This window comes from Paraburkholderia sp. EG287B, from assembly GCF_040965595.1.
Lineage (GTDB): Bacteria > Pseudomonadota > Gammaproteobacteria > Burkholderiales > Burkholderiaceae > Paraburkholderia.
Genome location: NZ_JBFRCG010000013.1, coordinates 40,954 through 61,485, shown reverse-complemented (window position 1 = coordinate 61,485; position 20,532 = coordinate 40,954). Strand labels below are relative to the sequence as shown.

Sequence of the window (20,532 nt, the reverse complement as noted above, 5' to 3'; positions counted from 1 at the left end):
CCGCGTGGCGCGCTCACTCCGTCGCGCTGCCAACGGTTGCATGGTCCGCGCGAATCGCGGCCGCAATGTCGGCGCTGATGGTGGCGAGCGCGCGATCGTGCGCGTCGACGAGCGCGCCGTAGTCCTGGCCCGTCACCTGCTCGTGCGCCACCGTGTGCCCGAGCGTCAGCGCCTGGTGACCCGGCGGGCGCACGACCCATTGCGCATCGATCGTCACGGAATCTCCCAGTACGCTGTCGATGCGCGTGATATCGACGCGAACGCGCCAGACCGGCGGGGTGGCCGCACCATCGAACGTCGAGACGTGCGCCGTACCGAGCCGCTGCGCAAGGTCCGCGGCAACGACGCGCCCGACGTCCAGTTTGAGCGGCGTGGCCCAGCGCGCGAACTCGTTCATCTGGATCGTGTTGTCCGGATTGCGCGTGACGATTTGCGGCCGGTCCACCATGTCGGGCACGGTCACGGGACCGACGATGACATCGAGTGCAGCGGCGCTCGTCGGCACGGCGGGCGACGTGCTGGCCGTTGCGGCGCCCGATTCGTCGGCGCGCAGCGCATAGAACGTGGGCGACTGCGAAGAACAGCCGGCGAGGCACGCTATCGCAGCGACGAGAACGGCAGGCAGGGTCGGGTTGCGGCGGTTCACTGCTTGCCTCCAGGTTTGCCTTGCACCACGGCCTCGGGATGGCGCTCGAGATAATCCGTGAGCATGCGCACGGACGCGGCGGTGCGGGCCAGTTCACGCATGGCGTCGCTCGTGTTCTGCTGGAGCTGCGAGTCGGGCTGCAAGGCGTCGGTGGCCGAGTTGAGCGTGGATTTTGCCGCCGAGAGCGTGTCGTGCGCCTGCGGCACGACGTCGGTGCCGAGCTTCGCCATCACGTCGTTCGCGCTTTGCAGCGTACGCTGCGCATTTGCGCCGATCGCCTCGAACGGGATGCTGTTGAGCTTCGCGAGCAGCCGCGTGAGCGAATCCTGCAGCGACTGCAACGTGCGCGGCACCGTCGGCATCTCGGGCGGCGTTCTCGCCCAGTCGATCTTCGCCTTCGGCGCGTCCGGGAAAACGTCGAACGCGACGTAGAGCTGTCCCGTGAGCGGATTACCCGAGCGCAGCTGGAACCGGAAGCCGCTGGCAACGAGGAACTCGGCAAGCTGGCGCGGCTGCGCAGTGAGGCGCCCGGCCGGCTGGCCGTTCTCGAAGCGCGACGTAAAGCGCTCCGGATACAGGTTGATTTCGACAGGAATGCTGAACTGTTTCTTGACCGGGTCGAAGCGCGTGTAGATGCGTGTGACCTCGCCGATCACGACGCCGCGGAAATCGACGGGCGCGCCAACGGTCAGCCCGCGCACCGAGTCGTAGAACGTCACGACGTAGGTGTCGACTATGCGGTCATGCACCTTCATCGAGTCGGCGTGCGTGGCGTAAAGCTCGAACTTCGATTCGGCGTCGGCCTCGGGCGATTCGCTGCTGGCGTCGTCGGGCATTTCGAACGCCACACCGCCAATCAGCATCGACACCACCGACTGCGTGTTGATCTGCACGCCATCCGGGCTGAGCGAGACGTCGAGCCCGCTCGCGTGCCAGAAGCGCGTATCGCTGCGCACGAACCTGTCGTAGGGTGCGTTCACGAACACACGCAGCGTCACGCCCTTGCCATTCGGGTCCATTTCATACGAAGCGATCTGCCCGACCTGGAGACGGCGGAAGAACACCGGCGAGCCGACATCGAGCGAGCCCATGTTCACGCTGTGCAGCACGAATTCGCGTCCCGGAATATCGCTCGGGATCACGGGCGGCACTTCGAGCCCCACGAAGTCGTGGCGCGCCTTGCTGGAGTTGCCTTCATCCATGCCGACAAACGAGCCGGAGAGCAGCGTGCCCAGGCCCGAAACCGTGCCGCCGGAAATACGCGGACGCACGACCCAGAAGCGCGTGTTGTCGACGAGCATGCTCGCCGCATCTTTCACGAGCTCGCCCGTCGCGATCACACGCTTGTGATCGGGCGAGAGCGTGACCGCCTTCACCACGCCGATCTCGACGTCCTTGTACTTGATCTTCGTTTTGCCGGCCTCGAGGCCGTCGCCGGTCTTGAAGCTGATCGTGATGGTCGGCCCTTCCTCGATGATCGCCTTGGCGGCGAGCCAGCCGCCAATCAGCACCGCGACGATCGGCACGAGCCAGACGATCTGCATGCGCCAGCGCGAGCCCCGCACCGGCTTCGCCTCGGGCAGGTCCGGCAAGGAATTGTCGTTACCGGGCGCTGCCATTTTCGCGCTCCATCGCGTCCCAGATGAGACGCGGGTCGAACATGTTCGCGGCGAACATCGTGAGGATCACGACGGCGCCGAAAGCGATCGCCGCGGGGCCCGCCTTGATCGTGGCGAGCGCGTTGAACTGCACCAGCGCGACGAGCATCGTGATCACGTAGATGTCGAGCATCGACCAGCGGCCGACCAGCTCGATCAGCCGGTAGATGCGCGTGCGCTGCTCGGGCAGCCATGTCCAGCGGCGCTGCGTGGTCCACGTCAGATACGAAAGCCCGAGGATCTTCAGCATGGGCACGGCGATGCTGGCAATGAACACGAGCAGCGCAAGCGGCCACGACCCCGACACCCACAGATACACCACGCCGCTCATGATCGTGTCCTTCTGCGTGCCGAACAGCGAACTCGTGTCCATGACGGGCAGTACGTTCGCCGGTACGTACAGCACCATCGCCGCGACCAGCAGCGCCCACGTGCGCGAGAGGCTCGCGACCTTGCGCATATGCAGCGCGCTGCCGCAGCGCGGGCACGTCGCCGCATGCGCCGCCGCTGGCATGCGCGCGAGCATCCCGCATGCATGGCAGCGCGCGATGCCGCACGCGGCGCCCGTGAGCGGGCCTGCGGCGTGCTCCCCGCGCGTTCCGGCCGCCTCGCCAGACGCGAAGTTCGTCGTCACGCCGGGCGCGTCGGGCACCCTGACCGCGCTGGCCGGCTGCGTCGCCCGCGCCACACGCGACCAGAACTGGCGCGCGTCGAACGCCGCGCTCGCGCCCGCGAGCACCAGCATCAACGCGCCGAACGACCACAACGCAACGCCCGTCACGACCGTGGCGATATGGGACAGCTTCACGAGCGCGACCAGCAGGCCGAGTATCAGCACCTCGGTCATGCCCCAGGGCCGTGCGATGTACATCGCACGAAACAGGAGCGGCGCCTGCCACGGCGCGCGATTCATCGCGAGCGGCACGAGGAGGGCGAGCAGACACACGACCTGCATGCCCGGCATGAAGATCGTCGTGGCGAACACCAGCGCCGCGATGGGCCACATGCCGTCGAGATAGAGAATCTCGACCGCATGCCACAGCGTCGTGCGCACGAGATTGCCGTTCACCGAGAGCCCGACGATCGGATACAGGTTGGAAATCACGAACAGCACGAGCGCGCCCAACGCGAACGCGAGCGCACGGCCGAGGCTTTCCGGCAGATTCCTTTCGAGTTCGGCGTTACAGCGCAGGCAGCGCAGCGTGCCCCCCGGCGGGCAAGGCGCGCCGCGCTGCATGAGATCGCAGTCGTGGCAGACAAGAAGCTCGGCGCGCTTCATTGCGGGGCCTCCCGGAATCCGGTCGTGGCGTCGTCGATTCATCGTCGCTGTACCGATTCGGCATGCGGGGGCGTCAGCCCGGTGGCGGCACGCCAAGCACTGCATGGACCGCGCCGATGAGCGCGGAGTCGTCGAACGGCTTGCGCAGGTACGCAACCGCGCCGGCCGCCTGTGCCTGCTCGCGCACGCGCGCATCGTCGTGCGCCGTGATCACGATGCACTGGATGCCGGTGCCGCCCAGCCGGCGCTGTACCTCGATACCGTTGATGCCGGGCATCTGGATATCGAGGACCACGCACGCCGGCGCGTCGGGCGCCGCAGCCGCCAGCGCGTCGAGAAAGGCCTCGCCGCTGGTGTACACGTCGGAGTCGATGCCGACTGACTTCAACAGGCGCTGGATCGCCCGCCCGACCGACTCCTCGTCGTCGACGACGGCCACGGATCGTGTCACGTTGTTCATTTGACTTAGCGTTCGGTTACTAATGAGGACAGCCAGAGCGGCGCCGCCGTGCGCGCCGACCGGCATCCTGAGCGCAAGCGGCTGCCCCATGCGCGACTACTTGTGTTGTGCAGGCTTGACGGATACGGCGAACGCTTCCGTATACACTGCCTCGACCTGATCGCCGACCTGCACGTTTGCAAGCTGTTGCGGATCCTCGACCCGCAGGTCCATCGTCCCCCCTTCGGGTCCCATCAGGGTGACCGTTTTCGTTTTGGTGTCGACCGCCACGACATTCGCCGTGACCTTCACCTCACGCCCGACCATGCCGCCGGGCTTCTCGCCGGCAGCCGCCCGCTCGACCTGCGGCGTTTCCTGCACCGAGGTCTCGCCGCCGCCCTTCTTCAGGCTCAGCGTGAGCGATTCCTTATAGGTCATCGTCACGACATCGCCGACCTTTAGTTGGTCGAAGTTTCTGACTTCCGGTCCCAGCTCGGCTTCGACCAGCTTGCCGTCATGACGCTTGAGCGTGACGGTGCGGGTGTCGGCGTCGATCTTCGTGATGGTCGCCGTCACCTTGTGCATGCCGGTGACGGTCGCCTTACCCGGCTCGTGCGTCACGTTGGCCGTCGTCTGGCCCTGGGCCGCGGCAAGCTGCGCCGCGGCAACGACGACTGCTGAAACAATCCATTTGAGGTACGACATCGCGACCTCCTGTTACAGATCGAGCTTCGTCACCTTGGTGCCGGCGACCGACGCATCGGCCATGATGCCCGTATTGGTCATCACGATCGCCTGGACCGGCGCCGTTGCGGTTCGAGTGTCGATCTGCCCATTCGCGCCGACCTTGACGAGCGCAACGGCAACGTCGCCGCCAACCGACCAGCCCTTCGAGTTGCGGAATTTGTCGAGCGACTCCTGCGTCATGAAGAGGAAGATCACGGCGGTGGACTGCACCCCTGCCTGCAAGCCGAACGAAGCGGCCGCCGTGCTGTAGTAACCGACCGTCGATCCGCCTACGCGCAACGCACCCTGGCCATACGACCCTCCGATAATGAACGCTGCCTTGCCGACCGATGGAAACACCAGTACGCCTTGCGACTTGGACACGAGTTCCTGCGAGCCCGGGACCGTCGAGAACAGCCGGGACATCGTGCCGTCCACGGCCGCGTCGATCTCCTGGCGTTTCGCCGCGTCGGTCGCGCCGCTCGTCCCACTGCTCGTGGTCGTGCTGCAACCCGCTGCAGCCAGCCCAGCCGCGGCCGCCGCCGTAAGCACAAAAATCCGTCGCTTCATTGTTGTCCTCCATTGAGTTTAGACAGCCCGGATACGGCACTCACGCATGCGGATCGAACGTCACGCGGAAATGAGACGTTGCTCGCACATCGTTGCTCATCGTTCAGTTACATAGTCGCAGACGCGGCACACAGGACAAATCGGACCTTGGTCTTACGCCGCCGCGAGCCACAGCAAGCATCGCGGCCGCTACTGGACCGTGTAGCCGCGCCCTTGCATGCACGCGGCAAAGGCGCGGTTGAACGTGTCGATTGCGCCCTGCTGCTGTTGCTGGGCGTTGGCCTGCTGGGCACGCCGTTCCTGCCGCGCACGCGAGCCGCCCACCATCGTGCCGGCCGCCGCGCCCACTGCAGCGCCCTTGCCCGCGTCGCCGGTGATCGCGCCGATCACCGCGCCGCCCGCCGCGCCGCGCGCCGCGCCCTGGACACGCTGGCCGCCGCCCACCGCCGGGCCCGAAGGCGGCGGTGGCGTCGACGCAACCTGCTTCGGGTCGATACCCGTGTTGCTCTTCGCCCACGAGTAGCACGCCGATTCGTCCGCATGCTGTTGCTGCGCGCTCTGCCCTTTCGCCGGATAGGCGATAGGCGTTGCCTGCGCGGCACTCATCGCAAGCAGCACGGCGGCGCACAGGGCGCCGGTCCGACGATTTATATAGGTATCCATATCAACTCCTTGAGCGCGTGCGAGAGCGCGCCGATTACGCCTGCTGCTATCGGCGGGAGGTTGGGAAGCGACAGTCGTGCCGACGGCACGACGCCCGAATGCGGGCAAGCACCGCGCCGTGCTCCCGGCGCAGTGGTCCATTCAATAATGCGGGAGTGGCACGGCGAAGACAATCAGACCATGGTCCTACCGCCAGCCACAGCGGCTGACAGGCGCCATGAAGCGCCCGCCGCCGCACGGCCGGTACGGCCATGCGGTGTGGCGGGCGTAGAAGAGAGACGGCGGGGAATCAGAACTTGTGGCGAATGCCGAGGCTCACCATGATTTGCGAACTCGAACTGCCGTTCAGTCCGTAGTCCGCCACGGAAGCGACCGCGGTGGTCAGAATGGAACCCGTTGCGGTCGGTACGCGCTGCGTGCCGTTGGCGTGCTGCCACGCGCCGACCAGGTACACGTCGGTGCGCTTGGAGAGGTTGTAGTCGCCGCCCAGCGAGACCTGGTTATAGGTCGCCGAGGTGTCGCCCGCGCTGTGCGTCCACGTATAGCCGACACCGATGAGCGACGCCGGCGTAACCGCATAGTTCACGAAACCGCCCGCGACGTTGTAGCGCTGGTTGGATGGGAAAAGCGATTGCGCGTCGGCCTTGTACTGCGCATTGCTATACCGGCCGCCGAACGTCCACGGTCCGGCCACGTATTGCAGCGCGACGGAACCAATGCCGACCCATTTGGCGGTTTCGTAAGCGAGGTTCTGAAAGCCGCCATCGAAGGTGCCGTCCGAAGTGCTGGTCCAGCCGGTGCGAGGAATCGTGGAGTTGGCGTTAGTCATACGGACGTAGCCCGCCGCGATGCTGAACGGGCCAGTCACATAGCTCGCCGCCGCCGACCAGGTCTGCTGCGAACCGGTCGCGCCCGCCACGCCGCCAAACGCATACATGCCTTCGATCTGGAAGCCCGCGAATTGCGGCGAGAGATACTTGATCGCATTGTTCGTACGAGAGCTGTTGTCGTTGTTGTCGACGTCGCCCGGCGTGGTGAAGGTGCTGCCCCAGTAGTTGTCTGCGGTAAGCGGCTGGACCATGTCGACGACCGGGTCGTACTGGCGACCCAGTGTCAGCGTTCCATACTGCTGGTGCGTCAATCCTACGAAGGCTTGACGGCCAAATAGCAAGGTATTGCCGTTGTAGTTGCCCATCTTGCCGCTATTGATATCGAATCCGCTTTCCAGCTGGAAGATCGCCTTCAGGCCGCCGCCCAGATCTTCCGTTCCCTTCAAGCCCCAGCGGGACCCTTGCAGATTGCCGCCTTGCATCCGATACAGGTTGTTGCCCTGAGCGTCGGCGTTGTGGACGAACTGAAAGGCTTCGTCGATCACGCCGTACAGGGTAACGCTGCTTTGCGCTTGAGCGACCGGCGCCAGCATGGTGAGCGGAACAGGAAGCAACATAAGCGCAAGCTTTTTCATGTTTGCAACTCCTTCACGCACCGGGTAATCGGTATTCCTATATTAGTCGCTTGCTCCGGAATGCCCCCCGCGTGAAATTGGTGCCGTTGTCGGCGCAAGACACCCAATGCAACGTGAATGAAGGAGGGCGTTCTGTAACCGCAGCTTAAATAAAGCGTTGAGACCGGCATGTGCGAGTTCGGGCCGCATCCATTGCGAGATCTCCTCCTTGAAGTAGCTGACGGCAGACGTTGCGTGCGCAACCAGCGCGAGCGGCAGCGCCACGAGCAGCAGACCGGCCCACGCGTGCCGTGCTGCCTTGGCTTGCGCCCGTTACGATTGCGACTTTTCCGGCCATCTTCCCGCCCCTCATTCGATCAGCATTGCCAACCATCATGCGAGAAATTCCGTGATCGCCGTGGCGATCTCGTCGGCGTGCGTTTCCAGTGCGAAGTGGCCGGTGTCGAAAAAGCGCACCACGGCTTGCGGCAAGTCGCGCTTGAATGCCTCCGCGCCCGGAGGCAGGAAAAACGGATCGTTCTTGCCCCACACGGCGAGAAACGGCGGCCGATGTGTGCGGAAATACGCCTGAAACTCGGGGTAGAGCGCAACGTTGTTCCGATAGTCGCGGAACAAATCGAGCTGAATCTCGTGCGCGCCGGGGCGGTTCATATAGTAGTCGTCGAGCGAATAGCCGTCCGGCGACACCGCCGACGCATCGGGCACGCCGTGCGTGTATTGCCAGATCGTCGCTTCGCGCGAGAGCATCGCACGCAGTGCCTCGCGATTGGCCGGCGACGCGTCCTGCCAGTAGGCACGAATCGGATTCCAGCCGTCGCTCAGGCCTTCCTCGTAGGCGTTGCCGTTTTGCGAAATGATCGCCGTGATGCGCTCGGGATGCGCGAGCGCGAGGCGAAAGCCCGTCGGTGCGCCGTAGTCGAACACGTACACCGCGAACCGGTCGAAGCCGATGCGCTCGGTGAAGCGCCCCGTCACCTTCGCGATGTTCTCGAACGTGTACGCGAACTGCTCCCGGTCCGGCAGGTCCGATTGACCGAAGCCCGGCAGATCCGGCGCGACGATATGGAAGCGGTCGGCCAGCTTCGGAATGAGGTCGCGGAACATGTGGCCGGCACTCGGAAAGCCGTGCAACAGCAGGAGCTTCGGCGCGCCGACGCGCCCGGCTTCCCGGTAGAACACGTTGAAGCCGTCGACATCGGCACGGCGGTAGGCAATGGCAGTCATGGATTCCTCCAGAGGTGAACGGAAAACCGCGCGTTTAGCGCGAAGAGACGGACCGAACGGCTTCGGCAATGACCTCGGCCACGGCATCGGGCGCCGTGACGCTCGGCGTGTGATCGACTTCATGGACGCGGATCTGGGCGTTCATCCGGCTGGCCATGAAGCGCTGCGTAGCGGGATCGATCATGCGGTCCTCGCCCGCGACGAGAAACCAGGCCGGCCGGTCTCTCCAGAGCGGCCGCGCCACCGCTTCACCAATACACGCCGCCGCAATCGGGCGCTGGATCGCGGCGAGCGCCGCCGCCTCGTGCGCGGTGGCGCGCTGCGCGAACGCGTTCGCAAACGCCTCCTGCGGCAGCCAGATCCAGCCGTGCCGGTCGGGCGCGAGTTGCGGTGCCTGCGGGTGCGTCTTGCCGCGATAGAACACGTCGGCCACCGTTTCGCCTTCGTCGGGCGCGAGCGCGGCCACGTACACCAGCGCCGCGACGTTCGCAGCACGCGTGGCGCCGATCACGGCCCCCGCGTACGCGTGGCCGGCCAGCACGACCGGCCCCTTGACCCGTTCGAGCGTGCGCTCGAGCGCCGCCACATCGTCCGCCAGCGAAGCGAGCGGAAGCGGCGCCGCCACGGCGTCGATGCCCAGCCGGTTCAGCCGCTCGATCACCTTGCTCCAGCTCGACCCATCCGCCCAGGCGCCGTGCGCCAGCACCACGCTCGTTTTGCCGTGAGACATGCTTCGCTCCTTGCGTAACCGTATTGATGATGTTTTAGAGGTTACTAACCAGAGATGTAACTTGTCAAGGGCGATTTGGATGGTTACACTGAATGCACCCTGATTACCCTTTTGCGGCAAGAAAATGGATTTCCGTCCCACACCGGCGATATTCGTGGCCGACGCGCCGGGGCTCGACTTCCTGAACTCGGTTGCTACACCGGTAGACGTGCCGATCGACTGGATCGCCGACGGCGAAGGTTTGCTGTCCTGGCTCGAACAGGCGGGCATGGTCCCCGCACTGGTGCTTGCCGCCCTGCGCGCGCAGTTCACCGCGGGTGAGTTCGACGCCGTGGCGGGCGAGGCGCGCGCGCTACGCGAGTGGTTCAGGTCCTTCGTGCGGGAACGAAAAGGCCGGCCGCTCGCTGGCGCCGATCTGGGCGAACTCGCGCCGCTCAATGAGTTGCTCGCGCGTGACGACCGCTATGGCGAAGTCGTTGCGGCCGGCAGTGAGGGCGCGGCGGCATTCGAATACCGCGTGGATCGCCGCTGGAATGCGCCGGAATCGCTCTTGATGCCCATTGCCGAGGCGCTGGCGAAACTCGTCTGCGAGCAGGACTTCACGCACGTGAAAGCCTGCGAGGGCCCGAAATGCACGCTGCTGTTCGCCGACCACACACGCGGGCACGCGCGCCGCTGGTGCAGCATGGCGATCTGCGGGAATCGCGCGAAAGTTGCCGCGCACCGCAAACGGCTCAAGGAGCGCGAAAGCGCTTAGGGCCGATTCACGCGCCGGGCGCGGGCCTTGCGGGGTCAGGCGGGTCTACCGGAACGGGAGAGGAACGATGACCGCCAGCACCCCAAAGCCCCATGGACATGGCGCCAGCCAGGCCAGCGAAAAACCGCAGCAGAAACACACCGAGCACAGCGACGACCAGCGCAGCGCGATGCCCGAGCGCGATGACAAGTCGCGCAAGCAGTCGCCCGCCGACCGCCCCGGCAAGCAGTCCGGCGAGGGGGAGCCTTCGGTGGGCTGATTCCGCTGTCTGTAAAGCGAAAGAGGCTTGCATGGCATCGCGCAAGCCTCTTTACCTCGCACCCCTTAGTGAAGTCGCATCAATCGCGATCCGGCGCACCGAGCGGAAAGAGCGGACGATACGGCCGCGCCTCGTTCACGGCCCGCGCGAAGGAGGGCCGCGCGAGCAGACGCTCGCGATAGGCACGCAGCACGGGATACGCCGGGGCGATGCGATGCGTCCAGTCCGCGTAGAAAAGCGACGAAGACGCGGCGCAGTCGGCCATCGTATAGTCCTCGCCCGCCGCCCACGTTTTGCCCGCGAGGTGGCCTTCGAGCCATGCGTAGGCGAGTTCGAGCTTTTCCTCCGCGAAGGCGCGCCCTTCGTCGCGCCTCGCCGGGTTGCCAGTCAACGCGCCATCCACGGCGCGCTGCACGGGCGTCATGACATGCAGGTCGAAGAAGCGGTCGAGAAAGCGCACGTCGAGCGCGGCCATGGGATCGGCGGGCAGCAGGCGCACCGGCCCGGGATGCGCGAGCTGCAGGTATTCGATGATGATGCTGGTTTCCGCAACGTTGCGCTCGCCGTCCACGAGCACCGGAAACTTGCGCAGCGGCCAGCGTTGCAGCCACTGCGCCGTATGCTCGGGCGAATCCGGACCGACGCCGCGGAACTCGAAAGGCGTGTCGTTCTCGTATAGCGCGATGAGCACCTTCTGCGTGTACGAGGAAAACGGGTGACCATATAGCGCGAGCGACATCGTTGAGTCTCCTGGTTCGAGCCGGGGGAAGTCGTTGAACCATGCACCGCTTGCGTGCGGATTGCAAGCGTTGCCGGGAACTGCAGCGGCGCAGGTTCGGGGAACTGTACATGGCCGTGGCCACATGCATGACGTATCGTGCACGGGCGCGGCTCCCTCTTCGTTCCTCTCGATATGCTCAACATCCTCGGCAAAGCATCGTCCATCAACGTTCGCAAGGTGCTCTGGACCTGTGTCGAACTGAACCTCCCTTTCGAGCGTGAGGATTGGGGCTCGGGCTTTCGCTCGACGTATACGCCGGAGTTCCTCGCCTTGAATCCCAACGCGCTCGTGCCGGTCATCAGGGATGGCGATTTCGTTCTGTGGGAGTCGAACACCATCATCCGCTATCTGGCGTCGCGCTATGGCGGCGCGCATCTCTATCCTGTCGATGCGGTTGAGCGGGCTCGCGTCGATCAATGGATGGACTGGCAGGCGACCGACCTGAACCGTTCGTGGAGCTATGCATTTCTCGCCCTGGTCAGAGCGTCGCCGGCTCACCAGACACCCGGCGAAATCGCGCTTTCCATCGAGAACTGGACCTGGCACATGCGCATTCTCGACGCGCGGCTGCAGGCGACCGGCGCGTTCGTCGCCGGCGCGCAATTCTCGCTTGCCGATATTCCCGTCGGGTTGTCGGTGAACCGCTGGTTCGGCACGCCGTTCGAGCATCCGCATTTGCCGGCTGTTTCTGCCTATTTCGAACGGCTGGCCGAACGGCCCGGGTTTGCCGTGCATTGCGCAAACGGGACGCCGTGAGGAACGGCACGGGCCGCAGGCCGACTTGCCAGGGCACTCAGGCAGCGAAGTCAGTCGATGCCGACAACGCCTGCCACGTTTGCATTTCCTGCGTCACGTAAGCGTTTTTCGCCGCAATGGCGGCGAGCGTGTCCGTGCCGAGCGGAAGGCGCAATGGCGGTTCCGGCGCGTCGACGAGCGTGATCAAGGCGGCGGCCAGCTTCGTCGGGTCGCCGGGCTGGTTGCGCCGGTACCCGGTGCAGCGATGCTGACTCGTTCCGTTGCTGATGCAGCACGTCACCGAGTACGGCACGATTTATATCTACTACCGCCATCGAACCGAACAGTCCCTGCGTGTGAAGACGTTCATCGACTTCATGGTCGAGCGCATGGCCGGCAACCGGGACTTTTTCCTCGATCCGTCCGAGCTTCGCGCCGGATAGTGGCATTCGCGCGCAAACGCGAGGCCGTGCACAATACCGTCATGCAAGCCCAAGACCTCGAACGCCTTGTCACCCTCGCCATGCCCTTCGGCAAATACAAGGGCCGGCTCATCGCCGACCTGCCGGGGCACTACCTCAACTGGTTCGCCCGCGAAGGGTTCCCGCCGGGCGAGATCGGCCGTCTGCTCGCGCTGATGCAAGAGCTGGACCACAACGGTCTGAAGGGCTTGCTCGAGCCGCTGCGCAAACGCGGCTAGCGCCAAGCCGGCACCCGGCGGACAATGCCCGGGCGAATCTCTTGCGAGGCTGCCCGACATGGCGAATTTTCAGCCCGATGGATGGCACACCGTGACGCCCCGGATCGTCGTACGCGACGCGGAGAACCTGGTCGCCTTCATCAAGACGGTGTTTCAGGCGCATGGCGCGTTCCGCGACGGCCTGCCAGCCGAAATCAGGATCGGCGATTCCGTCGTGATGGTGAGCGGCTCGGACGGCCTGCGCGAGCCGATGCCGGCATTTCTGTACGTCTACGTTCAGGACACCGATTCGACCTATCAGCGCGCGATTGCGGCAAACGCGGTCTCGCTCGAGGTTCCGGCCGACCTGCCATACGGCGACAGGCGCGCGATGGTCAGAGACCCGTGGGGAAACACCTGGCAGATCGCCACCCATCAGCGCGACCTCTCGGCTGCCGAGATCCGTTCGAGGATGGCCGGCGAAGGTTAGGCCGACATTCGGGCATTACGCGAATGGGGACTGCAGGACAATCGCATCGTCGCGCTCAGGACCGGTGCTGACCATCGCCGCGGGCACGCCGACTTCGTTCTGGATCGCTTCGATCAGCGCCGCTGCCTGTGGCGGCAGGTCGCCATAGGAGCGGATGCCCCGGGTCGAACCGGCCCAGCCATCGAAGCGCCTGAGAACCGGCTGCAGGCGCTGCTGCTCGGCGTTCGTGGATGGCATGTAGTCGATCCGCTCCCCATCGAGCAGATAGCCCACACAGAGCTGCACCGACTCGAAGCCATCGAGCACATCGAGCTTGGTCAGCGCGAGCTGGTTGATGCCCGCGACTTTGCAGCTCTGACGCAGTTGCACGGTGTCCAGCCAGCCGCAGCGGCGCGGGCGACCCGTGTTGACCCCGTACTCGCCGCCGCGCTGCCGCAGCACGTCGCCGAGTGCGCCGTCCAGCTCCGACGTGAACGGGCCTTCGCCGACCCGCGTCGCATAGACCTTGCTGACGCCAAGCACGCGCCCCAGTTGCGACGGCGCGATGCCGGCACCGCTGGCCGCGCCGGCGGCAACGGTGCTCGACGACGTCACGTAGGGGTAGCTGCCCCAATCCACGTCGAGCATGACCGCCTGCGAGCCTTCGAATACCACGCGTTTGCCCGACGAATGAGCGCGATCGAGCTGCTCCCAGACGCGGCCCACGAACGGCAGGATGCGCGGCGCCATGGCAAGCAGGCCGCTCAGCATCGGCTCGCGCGGGAATGGCGCCTGGCCCGAGCCGCGCAGCCAGGCGTTGTGGTGCTCGAGCAGAACGTCGAGCTTCTGGGCCAGCAGTTCCGGTTCGGCCAGGTCGCACACGCGCAGGCCGCGACGCCCGACCTTGTCTTCGTATGCCGGACCAATGCCGCGCAAGGTCGTGCCGAGCGGCTTCGCGCGCATCCGTTCCTGGGCAGCGTCGAGCGCGCGATGCACCGGCAGGACCAGCGTGGCCGTCTCGGCGATCTGCAGCACCTCCGGCGTGACGCGCACGCCCAGCGCCGCCATACGGTCGATTTCCGCGAACAGCGCCTCGGGGTCGAGCGCGACGCCATTGCCGATCAGGCCCAGCTTCCCGCGCACGACGCCACTGGGTAGCAGCGCCAGCTTGTAGGTCCGGCCGTCCACCACCAGCGTGTGCCCGGCGTTGTGGCCACCGTTGTAACGGACGACGATATCCGCCTTCTCCGCGAGCCAGTCCACGATCCGGCCCTTTCCCTCATCGCCCCACTGCGCGCCGACCACGACGACATTCGACATGCGAGATTTCCCCTGGTGAGTTAATCGAACAGATCCAGAACCGGAACTGCTGCAAAGGGCCTCAATATAGGGCTACGCTGCTGCCACGAAAAGCGATGTAAACTCACGGGACTTGTCAGGAAAAGTCACATAGGAGTTTGGGCTGATGTCGCGTCGTTTGCCGCCGTTGAACGCCCTGCGCGTATTCGAAGCCGCCGCCCGCGCGGAGAGTTTTTCGATGGCGGCCGAGGAGCTTTGCGTCACGCACGGGGCCGTTAGCCGACAGGTTCGGCAACTGGAGGACTGGCTTGGACTCGACCTGTTCGAGCGTCGCGGCCGCAGGGTCGTCTTGACCGCGTCGGGGCGCGCCTACCTGGCCGAGGTATCGGCGGCGCTGGATCGCATCGCCCTGGCCACCAGTGAGCAGCTTCGGGCCACGCGCGCGCAGATCGTGAGGGTCAACGCGCCAACGACGTTCGCGTTGCGCTGGCTATTGCCGCAGCTCTCCAGCTTCCAGCTGACCAATCCGGCGGTGGAAGTCCGGCTGACGACTTCGGATGAGCCCATCGAAAAGCTCGGCGACGAGTGCGACGTGGCGATTCGCGGCAGCGAGCAGAAGTCGGCGGGGTATGCGGTCAAGGAGTTTTTATCGGAAGTCCGGCTGCCGGTGTGTTCACCCAGGGTGCTGGAGTCTCACCCGATACGCCGCGTTGCGGACCTGGCGCACCACACCCTGCTGCACACGGCGACCTATCCCGGCCTCTGGGCGGAATGGCTTGCGGCGAGCGGCCACCCGGGCCTTGCCACGCGCCATTCCCAGCAACTGGATCACTTTTATTTGACCCTGCAAGCCGCCATCGACGGTCTGGGCATCGCAATGGGTCCTACCGCACTGGTCGCGCTCGACGTCAAAGAGGGCCGTCTTGTGTTTCCGTTCGACGGCCCCGCCCTACCGGCATGGTGCTACTGCAGCTATGTCCGCGAAGCACGCCTCGACGATCCTGCGATCAACACCTTTCTCACGTGGTTGCGCGAACTCGGCCAGCGCTTTTCGCATCATGCATAGCGCTGGATCGGCGCTTCGCCTGTTGCGCGCTCACCGGTTGACAGCCTGGATTCGATGCTTTAAAAAGTAAAGCATGAAAATTCCACAGCCAGGACAACCCGTACGCGGCTCGACCACCGGACGGCCGATCATGGTCGTACTGGACCTGCTCGGGCGGCGTACCGCACTGCGGATCCTGTGGGAACTTCGCGGCGAGGCGCTGACGTTTCGCGCGCTCCAGGAAGCGTGCGACACCAATGCCCGCCTGCTCAATACGCGGCTCGCGGAAATGCGGGCGTCCGGTCTCGTCGAGCATGGCGACGGCGGTTACCGGATGACAGCCGAAGGCAGGAATCTTCTGGCCGCGTTGCAGCCGCTGCTGGCCTGGGCGCGTCAGTGGGCCGAGCGCGATCCAGTAGGGTTCGAAGCCGCCGCCCCCGATCACGCCGACCGCGAGGCGTAATTCGCGGTCTCTCATTCAAGGGATGTTGCACACCGTGAACCATCTCCGCTGGAAGATCGTGGCATTGCTCGTTGCGCCACTGACGTTCGTGATGACGCTCGACCGCACGGCCATGGCTGTCGCGGCCCCGACGATCCAGAACGAACTGGGCCTGTCGATCGTCGAGATGTCGATGATTCTCACGATCTACTTCTGGGCCTATGCAATCGGGCAGATACCGGCCGGCCGCGCTGCCGAACGCTTCGGCTCGCGTAAGGTGCTGTTCGGCACGAGCACGCTCTGGTCGCTCATGATGCTCGCCACTCCGCTGGGCACCTCGTTCGCCTGGCTCTTCGGCTGCCGGCTCGTGCTGGGCGGGGCGCAGTCGGCGGACTGGTCGAGCAGTGTCGTCGCGCTCAAGCGCTGGATTCCGGCCCGCGAGCGCGCAAAAGGCAACGCCCTGCTGCTCGCGGGACTCTATCTCGGCCCGATCGTCTCGGCGCCGCTCACGGCGTGGACCATCGCGCGGTTCGGCTGGCATGCCGTTTTCTTCGGGTTCGGCGCACTGGGCCTGCTGCTCGGCGCGATCTGGTGGTTCGGCTACCGCGACACGCCGGCCGCACATCCGCTCATCACGAAGGCAGAAGTCGAGTACATCGCAGCCGGCCAGCCACCCGAGCGCGTGGCGGCCAGGGGTGCGCTCAGGCGCTGCCTGAGGCGGTGGCGCTTCTGGGTCTTCGGTGTCCAGTACTTCCTGCTGGTGCTGATCCAGAGCTTCTATACGACGTGGCTGCCAACCTACCTCATGCGTGCGCGCGGACTCTCGCTCAAGGCGATGGGTCTGTACGCATCGTTGCCCTGGGTCGCCGTGTTCATGGCGGTATTCGTCGCGGGCGCGTTCAGCGACTGGCTGCTTCGGAAGACCGGCTCGATCTATCGGGCGCGCACGCCCGTTGCGATGACCGGATTCGTCGTGAGCGCGCTCGCATTGACGGCGGCTTCGCGCGCGGATTCGATCGCGATGGTCATCGGCTTGCTGTGCCTGTCCTTTGCCGCGGTGGGATTCGTGCAGGTGGTCGTGTGGTCGGCCACGCAGGATCTCGGGCGCGCGTTCGCCGGCGTCATGTCGGGCTGGACGAACGTGTGGGGGGCCCTCTCGAACGTCGCAGGCCCCATGACGCTGGCTTTGATCGTCAAGGTCACGCACAGCTGGGCGAGCGGCATGATCGTGATCGGCGCGGCGGCCGCCTGCGGTGCGCTGCTATGGCTGTTCGTGCATCCCGAGCGTCCCTTGCTCGGTGACGAGCCGGCCGGACCGCTGCCGCCGGCGAAGACGGGCGCGGCAACAGCGTCAGCCGGGAACGCGGGGGTTTCGCGCAACGATGCGCGCGCGACCGATGCCGACGCCGGAGAGGTTTCCGAGCAGAATCGCTGAGTCAGAGCACGAGGATCATCTCGTGCCACGCCATGCCACCGTGGTCGGATGCGGACGGCCTCACGTACTCGTAGCCAAACTTCCGGTACAGATCGACGTGCCGGTCCTTGCACATCAGGTGGATGGTGGCTTTGCCCATCGCTCGCATGCGGTCAACGAAAGTCTCCATCAAAAGCGTCGAGTAGCCTTTGCTTTGCTCCGCGGGGTCGACGACGACGGACATGATGACGACGTTTGGCGCCGCTGCGTCGTGCCCGACGAGTTCCTTGAACGCTTCGTCCGACATCACGACATCGTAGGCGCACCCCGAGTTGATGAAGCCGATGATCCGGCCGCCCCGTTCCATGACGAGGAAACCTTCGGGGTACTGGGCGATACGCGTCGCGATTTTCTCCCGCGTTGCCGCTTCGTCGCCTTCGTAGGCGGAGATCTCGATTTCGTAGCAGCGGTCAGCGTCGGCTGGCGAGGCCGCGCGAAAGTGGATGTCGTTCGTCATGGAAGGCGTCGATCAGCAAAATAGCCATCCCTGATCATAAGATCCGGGACGAATCCCTGTGCTGAATTGTCCTCAGTGCGGGCGTGCCGCGCAGGCGCGACAGCGCGTGACTGCACGCAGACGCGCTCAGGGCGAGTTCGTCGGCCGCCGCCGCCACGCTGCGATGGCGATAGAGGGCGTCGAACACGAGCAGCAGGTTCAGATCGAGGCGTCTCGGAGCGGCGTGCATACTGTGCATATTCATTTGGTAAAAATGCAGTATTGCGCCTCTTCTACCCGACGTCATACCTCCTGGCCGAACGCCGGCGCATGACTCATCCTCATCAGGCGAGCGGCCCCTCCTTGTCTTTCCGGCCAACCGAGACCGCAATGGCGCTGCCGACGATGAGTGCAATTCCCACGAGGGACAAGGGCTGAAGCAGTTCGCCCCAGATGACGTAACCGAATAGCGCCGCCCAGACGATGCTCGTGTAGTTATACGGTGCGAGTTTCCCGACGTCCGCCTGGCGGAAAGCGACCGTCATCAAGATCTGACCTGCGGTCGCGAAAGCGCCAAGGAGTGCCATGATCAAGAGCGCCTCCACAGATGGGGTGCGCCAGTTGAACACGACAGTAAGACCGGTAACGACCGTCCCTACGAGGGTGAAAAACAGAACCGTCGTCACCGAGTCGTCGGTAGATCGTATGCGCTTGATCTGGACGATGGAGAGCGCCCCGAAGAAAGCGCTGAGGAGAAGGAACATCGGACCGAGCCAGCTTGACTGACCGCCACCCGGGCGCACCACGAGCAGCACGCCGCAGAATCCGACGAGCGCCGCGGCGACGCCACTTCCCGTCAATCGCTCTCGCAAAATCAAAGGGGCGAGCAGGATCACGATGAGCGTTTCCGAATACGCGAGTGCAACCGCTTCTCCCAATGGGACGTAAGGCAAGCCGGCAAAGAAGAGTCCCGATGCGCCGAGGAGCGTCAGCGCACGCGCAGTCTGCCCTTTGATGTCGATGTTGGCGAGGCGCTCCGTTAATGAACGGCGCCCCCGGCAGCACATCGCCACAGCGGGCACCAGACCGAAGAGCATTCGGAAGAACGTGACTTCATTGGCGGGATATTGCAGCGCGACCGTCTTCGCCAGTGCATCCACCACGGCAAAGCAAAACATCGAAGCCAGTATGGTGGCCACGCTGTTGAACGCAAGCGATGTAGTTCGTGTTGCGCTGGAGGATGGCATGGCGATGCGCAAATGTAAGGAGTATTGGCATCATCGCATATGGCCTGCGCCGAAATGGCGAAAGTGGCCGCGGCGAGTGCACTCCATCGAGTGCGATGATCGTCGCGGGCATGCGCAGTATGCGAAAAGAATATTGCGGACCGGAACGGGCGCCCGTAGTCGATCCGAAGCGGACGATCACCCTAGCCGAGCTGTAGCGGCCGCTTCCAGGGTCCAACCACTACAGGGCGCACCTGCCGTCTTGCTTACCGCTCGCCCTCGGGAAAGAAACACCCGCCATTGCGGACCAACGACTTCATCTCTTCGCTCACCTCCAGGGGGCTTCGATTCAATCGAGCAACGAACTCCTTCTGTCGCCGCATGTACGACTTCGAATCGTGCTTCGCGCTCCAAAGAACGATGTTGAGCAGGATGGGAATGAGATCCAGTCCCTTCTCGGTCAGCGTATAGAAGTCCTTGCGTCTATCGTCGGGGTTGGGCGCCCTTGCGAGAATGCCTTGCTCCTCGAGAAAGGCGAGGCGGGAAGCCAGGACATTGGTCGCGATGCCTTCTTCCGATTTCAGGAATTCGCCGTACGTTTTCTTGCCAGTGAAAACGATGTCGCGGACGATCAGGAGCGACCACCTGTCGCCGAAGATCTCCACGCCGTAGTTCACTGCGCAATGGGACCGCACGTCTTCTTTGCACGTCGTTTTCATGACTGGATCTTAACATCGCTTGCATGTTACAAGTGAATTTTCCTGTTTACTTGTATTTTGCAAGTAACATGGCTAGCATGGGTTGTACGTTGAGTGCGGTTGCTGGATCGCACCCCACGAACAATCAACCCCATGACAGCAAGGGATTTCGAAATGAAAATTGGTTTTATCGGCGCCGGCCCTGTCGCACAGACGATCTCCAGACACGCTCTATCAGTTGGTCACCAGGTTGTACTGAGTAACTCGCGTGGGCCTGAGTCGCTCGCCGGGCTTGTGGTGGAATTGGGTTCCGGTGCCGCCGCCGGAACGGCGCAGGAGGCCGCCGAGCAGGACCTCGTCGTGCTTGCCACCAAATGGTGGAACGTGCAGGCAGCGTTGTTTTCAGTCGGCAACTGGAAGGGCCGGATCCTGGTGGATACGACCAACCGCGTTGCCAGCATTCAGCCTTTGACGCTAGGCGACACCGCCGGTCGCACGTCGAGCGAGATCGTCGCCGATCTCGCGCCGGGAGCGAAGGTTGTCAAGGCGTTCAACACGGTTCCGATGTCGTGGATCTCGGACTTTTCGCCGTCGAAGCGCAAGACCGCGTTCTTCGTGTCCGGGGACGATGCGGACGCTAAAAAGCGGGTGAGCGACCTGATCGAGGAGATCGGCTTCTACAGCCTCGATCTCGGCGCCCTCGCGGTTGGCGGCAGACTCCAGCAAACCGGCGGACCGCTCGTGGGCGTCAATCTTACGTTCAATGAACGGTTCGTCTTGCCTACGATTGACTGACCGGCTGGGGCAACGACGGTGTCGGCGTTGCCCCCGG

General features: G+C 64.6%; 24 protein-coding genes and 3 pseudogenes. 10 read left to right on the top strand and 17 right to left on the bottom strand.

Translation table 11 applies throughout. The features are described 5' to 3' along the window. Positions 1-13: 13 nt before the first annotated feature. The 10 genes from AB4Y40_RS24105 to AB4Y40_RS24060 form a co-directional block, all read right to left on the bottom strand. A complete protein-coding gene (locus tag AB4Y40_RS24105) occupies positions 14-646 on the bottom strand; it encodes a membrane integrity-associated transporter subunit PqiC (RefSeq protein WP_368689932.1) in 633 nt (210 codons plus the stop codon). Then, complete coding sequence (locus AB4Y40_RS24100; protein ID WP_368689931.1) at positions 643-2,265, bottom strand: intermembrane transport protein PqiB; 1,623 nt, start codon at positions 2,263-2,265, stop codon at positions 643-645. Before AB4Y40_RS24100 ends, AB4Y40_RS24105 begins: the two co-directional genes overlap by 4 nt. Then, positions 2,249-3,583, bottom strand: coding sequence for a paraquat-inducible protein A (locus AB4Y40_RS24095; protein ID WP_368689930.1), 1,335 nt, complete (start codon positions 3,581-3,583; stop codon positions 2,249-2,251). The genes AB4Y40_RS24100 and AB4Y40_RS24095 overlap by 17 nt, the downstream gene beginning before the upstream one ends. A gap of 73 nt (positions 3,584-3,656) precedes the next feature. Continuing rightward, the gene (locus AB4Y40_RS24090) at positions 3,657-4,043 is read right to left on the bottom strand and encodes a response regulator transcription factor (protein ID WP_368689929.1); all 387 of its coding nucleotides are present in this window, start codon (positions 4,041-4,043) and stop codon (positions 3,657-3,659) included. A 96-nt stretch (positions 4,044-4,139) separates the two neighbouring features. Next, on the bottom strand, positions 4,140-4,727 hold the full coding sequence (locus AB4Y40_RS24085; RefSeq protein ID WP_368689928.1) for a hypothetical protein: 588 nt from the start codon (positions 4,725-4,727) through the stop codon (positions 4,140-4,142). 12 nt (positions 4,728-4,739) lie between these two features. Beyond that, complete coding sequence (locus AB4Y40_RS24080; protein ID WP_368689927.1) at positions 4,740-5,318, bottom strand: YSC84-related protein; 579 nt, start codon at positions 5,316-5,318, stop codon at positions 4,740-4,742. Positions 5,319-5,507: 189 nt separating this feature from the next. Next, a complete protein-coding gene (locus AB4Y40_RS24075) occupies positions 5,508-5,981 on the bottom strand; it encodes a glycine zipper family protein (protein ID WP_342919814.1) in 474 nt (157 codons plus the stop codon). A gap of 289 nt (positions 5,982-6,270) precedes the next feature. Further along, a complete protein-coding gene (locus tag AB4Y40_RS24070; RefSeq protein ID WP_368689926.1) occupies positions 6,271-7,446 on the bottom strand; it encodes a porin in 1,176 nt (391 codons plus the stop codon). A 372-nt stretch (positions 7,447-7,818) separates the two neighbouring features. Beyond that, complete coding sequence (locus AB4Y40_RS24065; protein WP_368689925.1) at positions 7,819-8,670, bottom strand: alpha/beta fold hydrolase; 852 nt, start codon at positions 8,668-8,670, stop codon at positions 7,819-7,821. Between the two features lie 34 nt (positions 8,671-8,704). Continuing rightward, entirely contained in the window at positions 8,705-9,400 is a 696-nt protein-coding gene (locus tag AB4Y40_RS24060) for an alpha/beta hydrolase (protein ID WP_368689924.1), read from the bottom strand. A gap of 124 nt (positions 9,401-9,524) precedes the next feature. On the opposite strand from AB4Y40_RS24060, the gene AB4Y40_RS24055 reads away from it, so the two are divergent. Further along, on the top strand, positions 9,525-10,157 hold the full coding sequence (locus AB4Y40_RS24055) for an ABATE domain-containing protein (RefSeq protein ID WP_368689923.1): 633 nt from the start codon (positions 9,525-9,527) through the stop codon (positions 10,155-10,157). Positions 10,158-10,224: 67 nt separating this feature from the next. Beyond that, positions 10,225-10,416, top strand: coding sequence for a hypothetical protein (locus tag AB4Y40_RS24050; RefSeq protein ID WP_368689922.1), 192 nt, complete (start codon positions 10,225-10,227; stop codon positions 10,414-10,416). 79 nt (positions 10,417-10,495) lie between these two features. Here the strand turns inward: AB4Y40_RS24050 and AB4Y40_RS24045 are convergent, their stop codons facing one another. Further along, the gene (locus AB4Y40_RS24045) at positions 10,496-11,155 is read right to left on the bottom strand and encodes a glutathione S-transferase family protein (protein ID WP_368689921.1); all 660 of its coding nucleotides are present in this window, start codon (positions 11,153-11,155) and stop codon (positions 10,496-10,498) included. 174 nt (positions 11,156-11,329) lie between these two features. Here AB4Y40_RS24045 and AB4Y40_RS24040 point away from each other — a divergent pair, with 174 nt between their 5' ends. Further along, the gene (locus AB4Y40_RS24040) at positions 11,330-11,953 is read left to right on the top strand and encodes a glutathione S-transferase family protein (RefSeq protein ID WP_368689920.1); all 624 of its coding nucleotides are present in this window, start codon (positions 11,330-11,332) and stop codon (positions 11,951-11,953) included. A 37-nt stretch (positions 11,954-11,990) separates the two neighbouring features. Here the strand turns inward: AB4Y40_RS24040 and AB4Y40_RS24035 are convergent. Then, positions 11,991-12,176 (bottom strand): annotated as a pseudogene (locus AB4Y40_RS24035) (short-chain dehydrogenase/reductase); the annotation flags it as partial. Between the two features lie 28 nt (positions 12,177-12,204). Between AB4Y40_RS24035 and AB4Y40_RS24030 the strand changes: the two are divergent. From AB4Y40_RS24030 to AB4Y40_RS24020, 3 genes and pseudogenes are all read left to right on the top strand, one after another. Beyond that, positions 12,205-12,375: pseudogene (locus AB4Y40_RS24030) on the top strand (LysR family transcriptional regulator); the annotation flags it as partial. A 41-nt stretch (positions 12,376-12,416) separates the two neighbouring features. After that, entirely contained in the window at positions 12,417-12,632 is a 216-nt protein-coding gene (locus AB4Y40_RS24025; protein WP_028208077.1) for a DUF3820 family protein, read from the top strand. A gap of 58 nt (positions 12,633-12,690) precedes the next feature. Next, a complete protein-coding gene (locus tag AB4Y40_RS24020) occupies positions 12,691-13,101 on the top strand; it encodes a VOC family protein (protein WP_368689919.1) in 411 nt (136 codons plus the stop codon). Positions 13,102-13,116: 15 nt separating this feature from the next. Here the strand turns inward: AB4Y40_RS24020 and AB4Y40_RS24015 are convergent, their stop codons facing one another. Further along, positions 13,117-14,400, bottom strand: coding sequence for an adenylosuccinate synthase (locus AB4Y40_RS24015; RefSeq protein ID WP_368689918.1), 1,284 nt, complete (start codon positions 14,398-14,400; stop codon positions 13,117-13,119). A 145-nt stretch (positions 14,401-14,545) separates the two neighbouring features. On the opposite strand from AB4Y40_RS24015, the gene gcvA reads away from it, so the two are divergent. From gcvA to AB4Y40_RS24000, 3 genes are all read left to right on the top strand, one after another. Next, the gene (gene gcvA / locus AB4Y40_RS24010) at positions 14,546-15,445 is read left to right on the top strand and encodes a transcriptional regulator GcvA (RefSeq protein ID WP_368689917.1); all 900 of its coding nucleotides are present in this window, start codon (positions 14,546-14,548) and stop codon (positions 15,443-15,445) included. A gap of 130 nt (positions 15,446-15,575) precedes the next feature. Continuing rightward, positions 15,576-15,887, top strand: a complete 312-nt coding sequence (locus AB4Y40_RS24005) for a winged helix-turn-helix transcriptional regulator (protein WP_368689916.1) — start codon at positions 15,576-15,578, stop codon at positions 15,885-15,887. A gap of 34 nt (positions 15,888-15,921) precedes the next feature. Beyond that, positions 15,922-17,301 carry an MFS transporter gene (locus AB4Y40_RS24000; RefSeq protein WP_368689915.1) on the top strand — a complete coding sequence of 460 codons (1,380 nt, stop codon included), beginning with the start codon at positions 15,922-15,924 and terminating at the stop codon, positions 17,299-17,301. Between the two features lies 1 nt (position 17,302). Here the strand turns inward: AB4Y40_RS24000 and AB4Y40_RS23995 are convergent, their stop codons facing one another. The 4 genes and pseudogenes from AB4Y40_RS23995 to AB4Y40_RS23980 form a co-directional block, all read right to left on the bottom strand. Further along, positions 17,303-17,797 carry a GNAT family N-acetyltransferase gene (locus tag AB4Y40_RS23995; protein ID WP_368689914.1) on the bottom strand — a complete coding sequence of 165 codons (495 nt, stop codon included), beginning with the start codon at positions 17,795-17,797 and terminating at the stop codon, positions 17,303-17,305. Positions 17,798-17,885: 88 nt separating this feature from the next. Next, positions 17,886-18,026, bottom strand: a pseudogene (locus tag AB4Y40_RS23990) (LysR family transcriptional regulator); the annotation flags it as partial. A 94-nt stretch (positions 18,027-18,120) separates the two neighbouring features. Continuing rightward, entirely contained in the window at positions 18,121-19,023 is a 903-nt protein-coding gene (locus AB4Y40_RS23985) for a DMT family transporter (RefSeq protein ID WP_368689913.1), read from the bottom strand. Between the two features lie 245 nt (positions 19,024-19,268). Continuing rightward, a complete protein-coding gene (locus AB4Y40_RS23980; RefSeq protein WP_368689912.1) occupies positions 19,269-19,721 on the bottom strand; it encodes a winged helix-turn-helix transcriptional regulator in 453 nt (150 codons plus the stop codon). Between the two features lie 153 nt (positions 19,722-19,874). On the opposite strand from AB4Y40_RS23980, the gene AB4Y40_RS23975 reads away from it, so the two are divergent. After that, positions 19,875-20,495 carry an NADPH-dependent F420 reductase gene (locus AB4Y40_RS23975; RefSeq protein ID WP_368689911.1) on the top strand — a complete coding sequence of 207 codons (621 nt, stop codon included), beginning with the start codon at positions 19,875-19,877 and terminating at the stop codon, positions 20,493-20,495. The last annotated feature ends 37 nt before the right edge of the window (positions 20,496-20,532 follow it).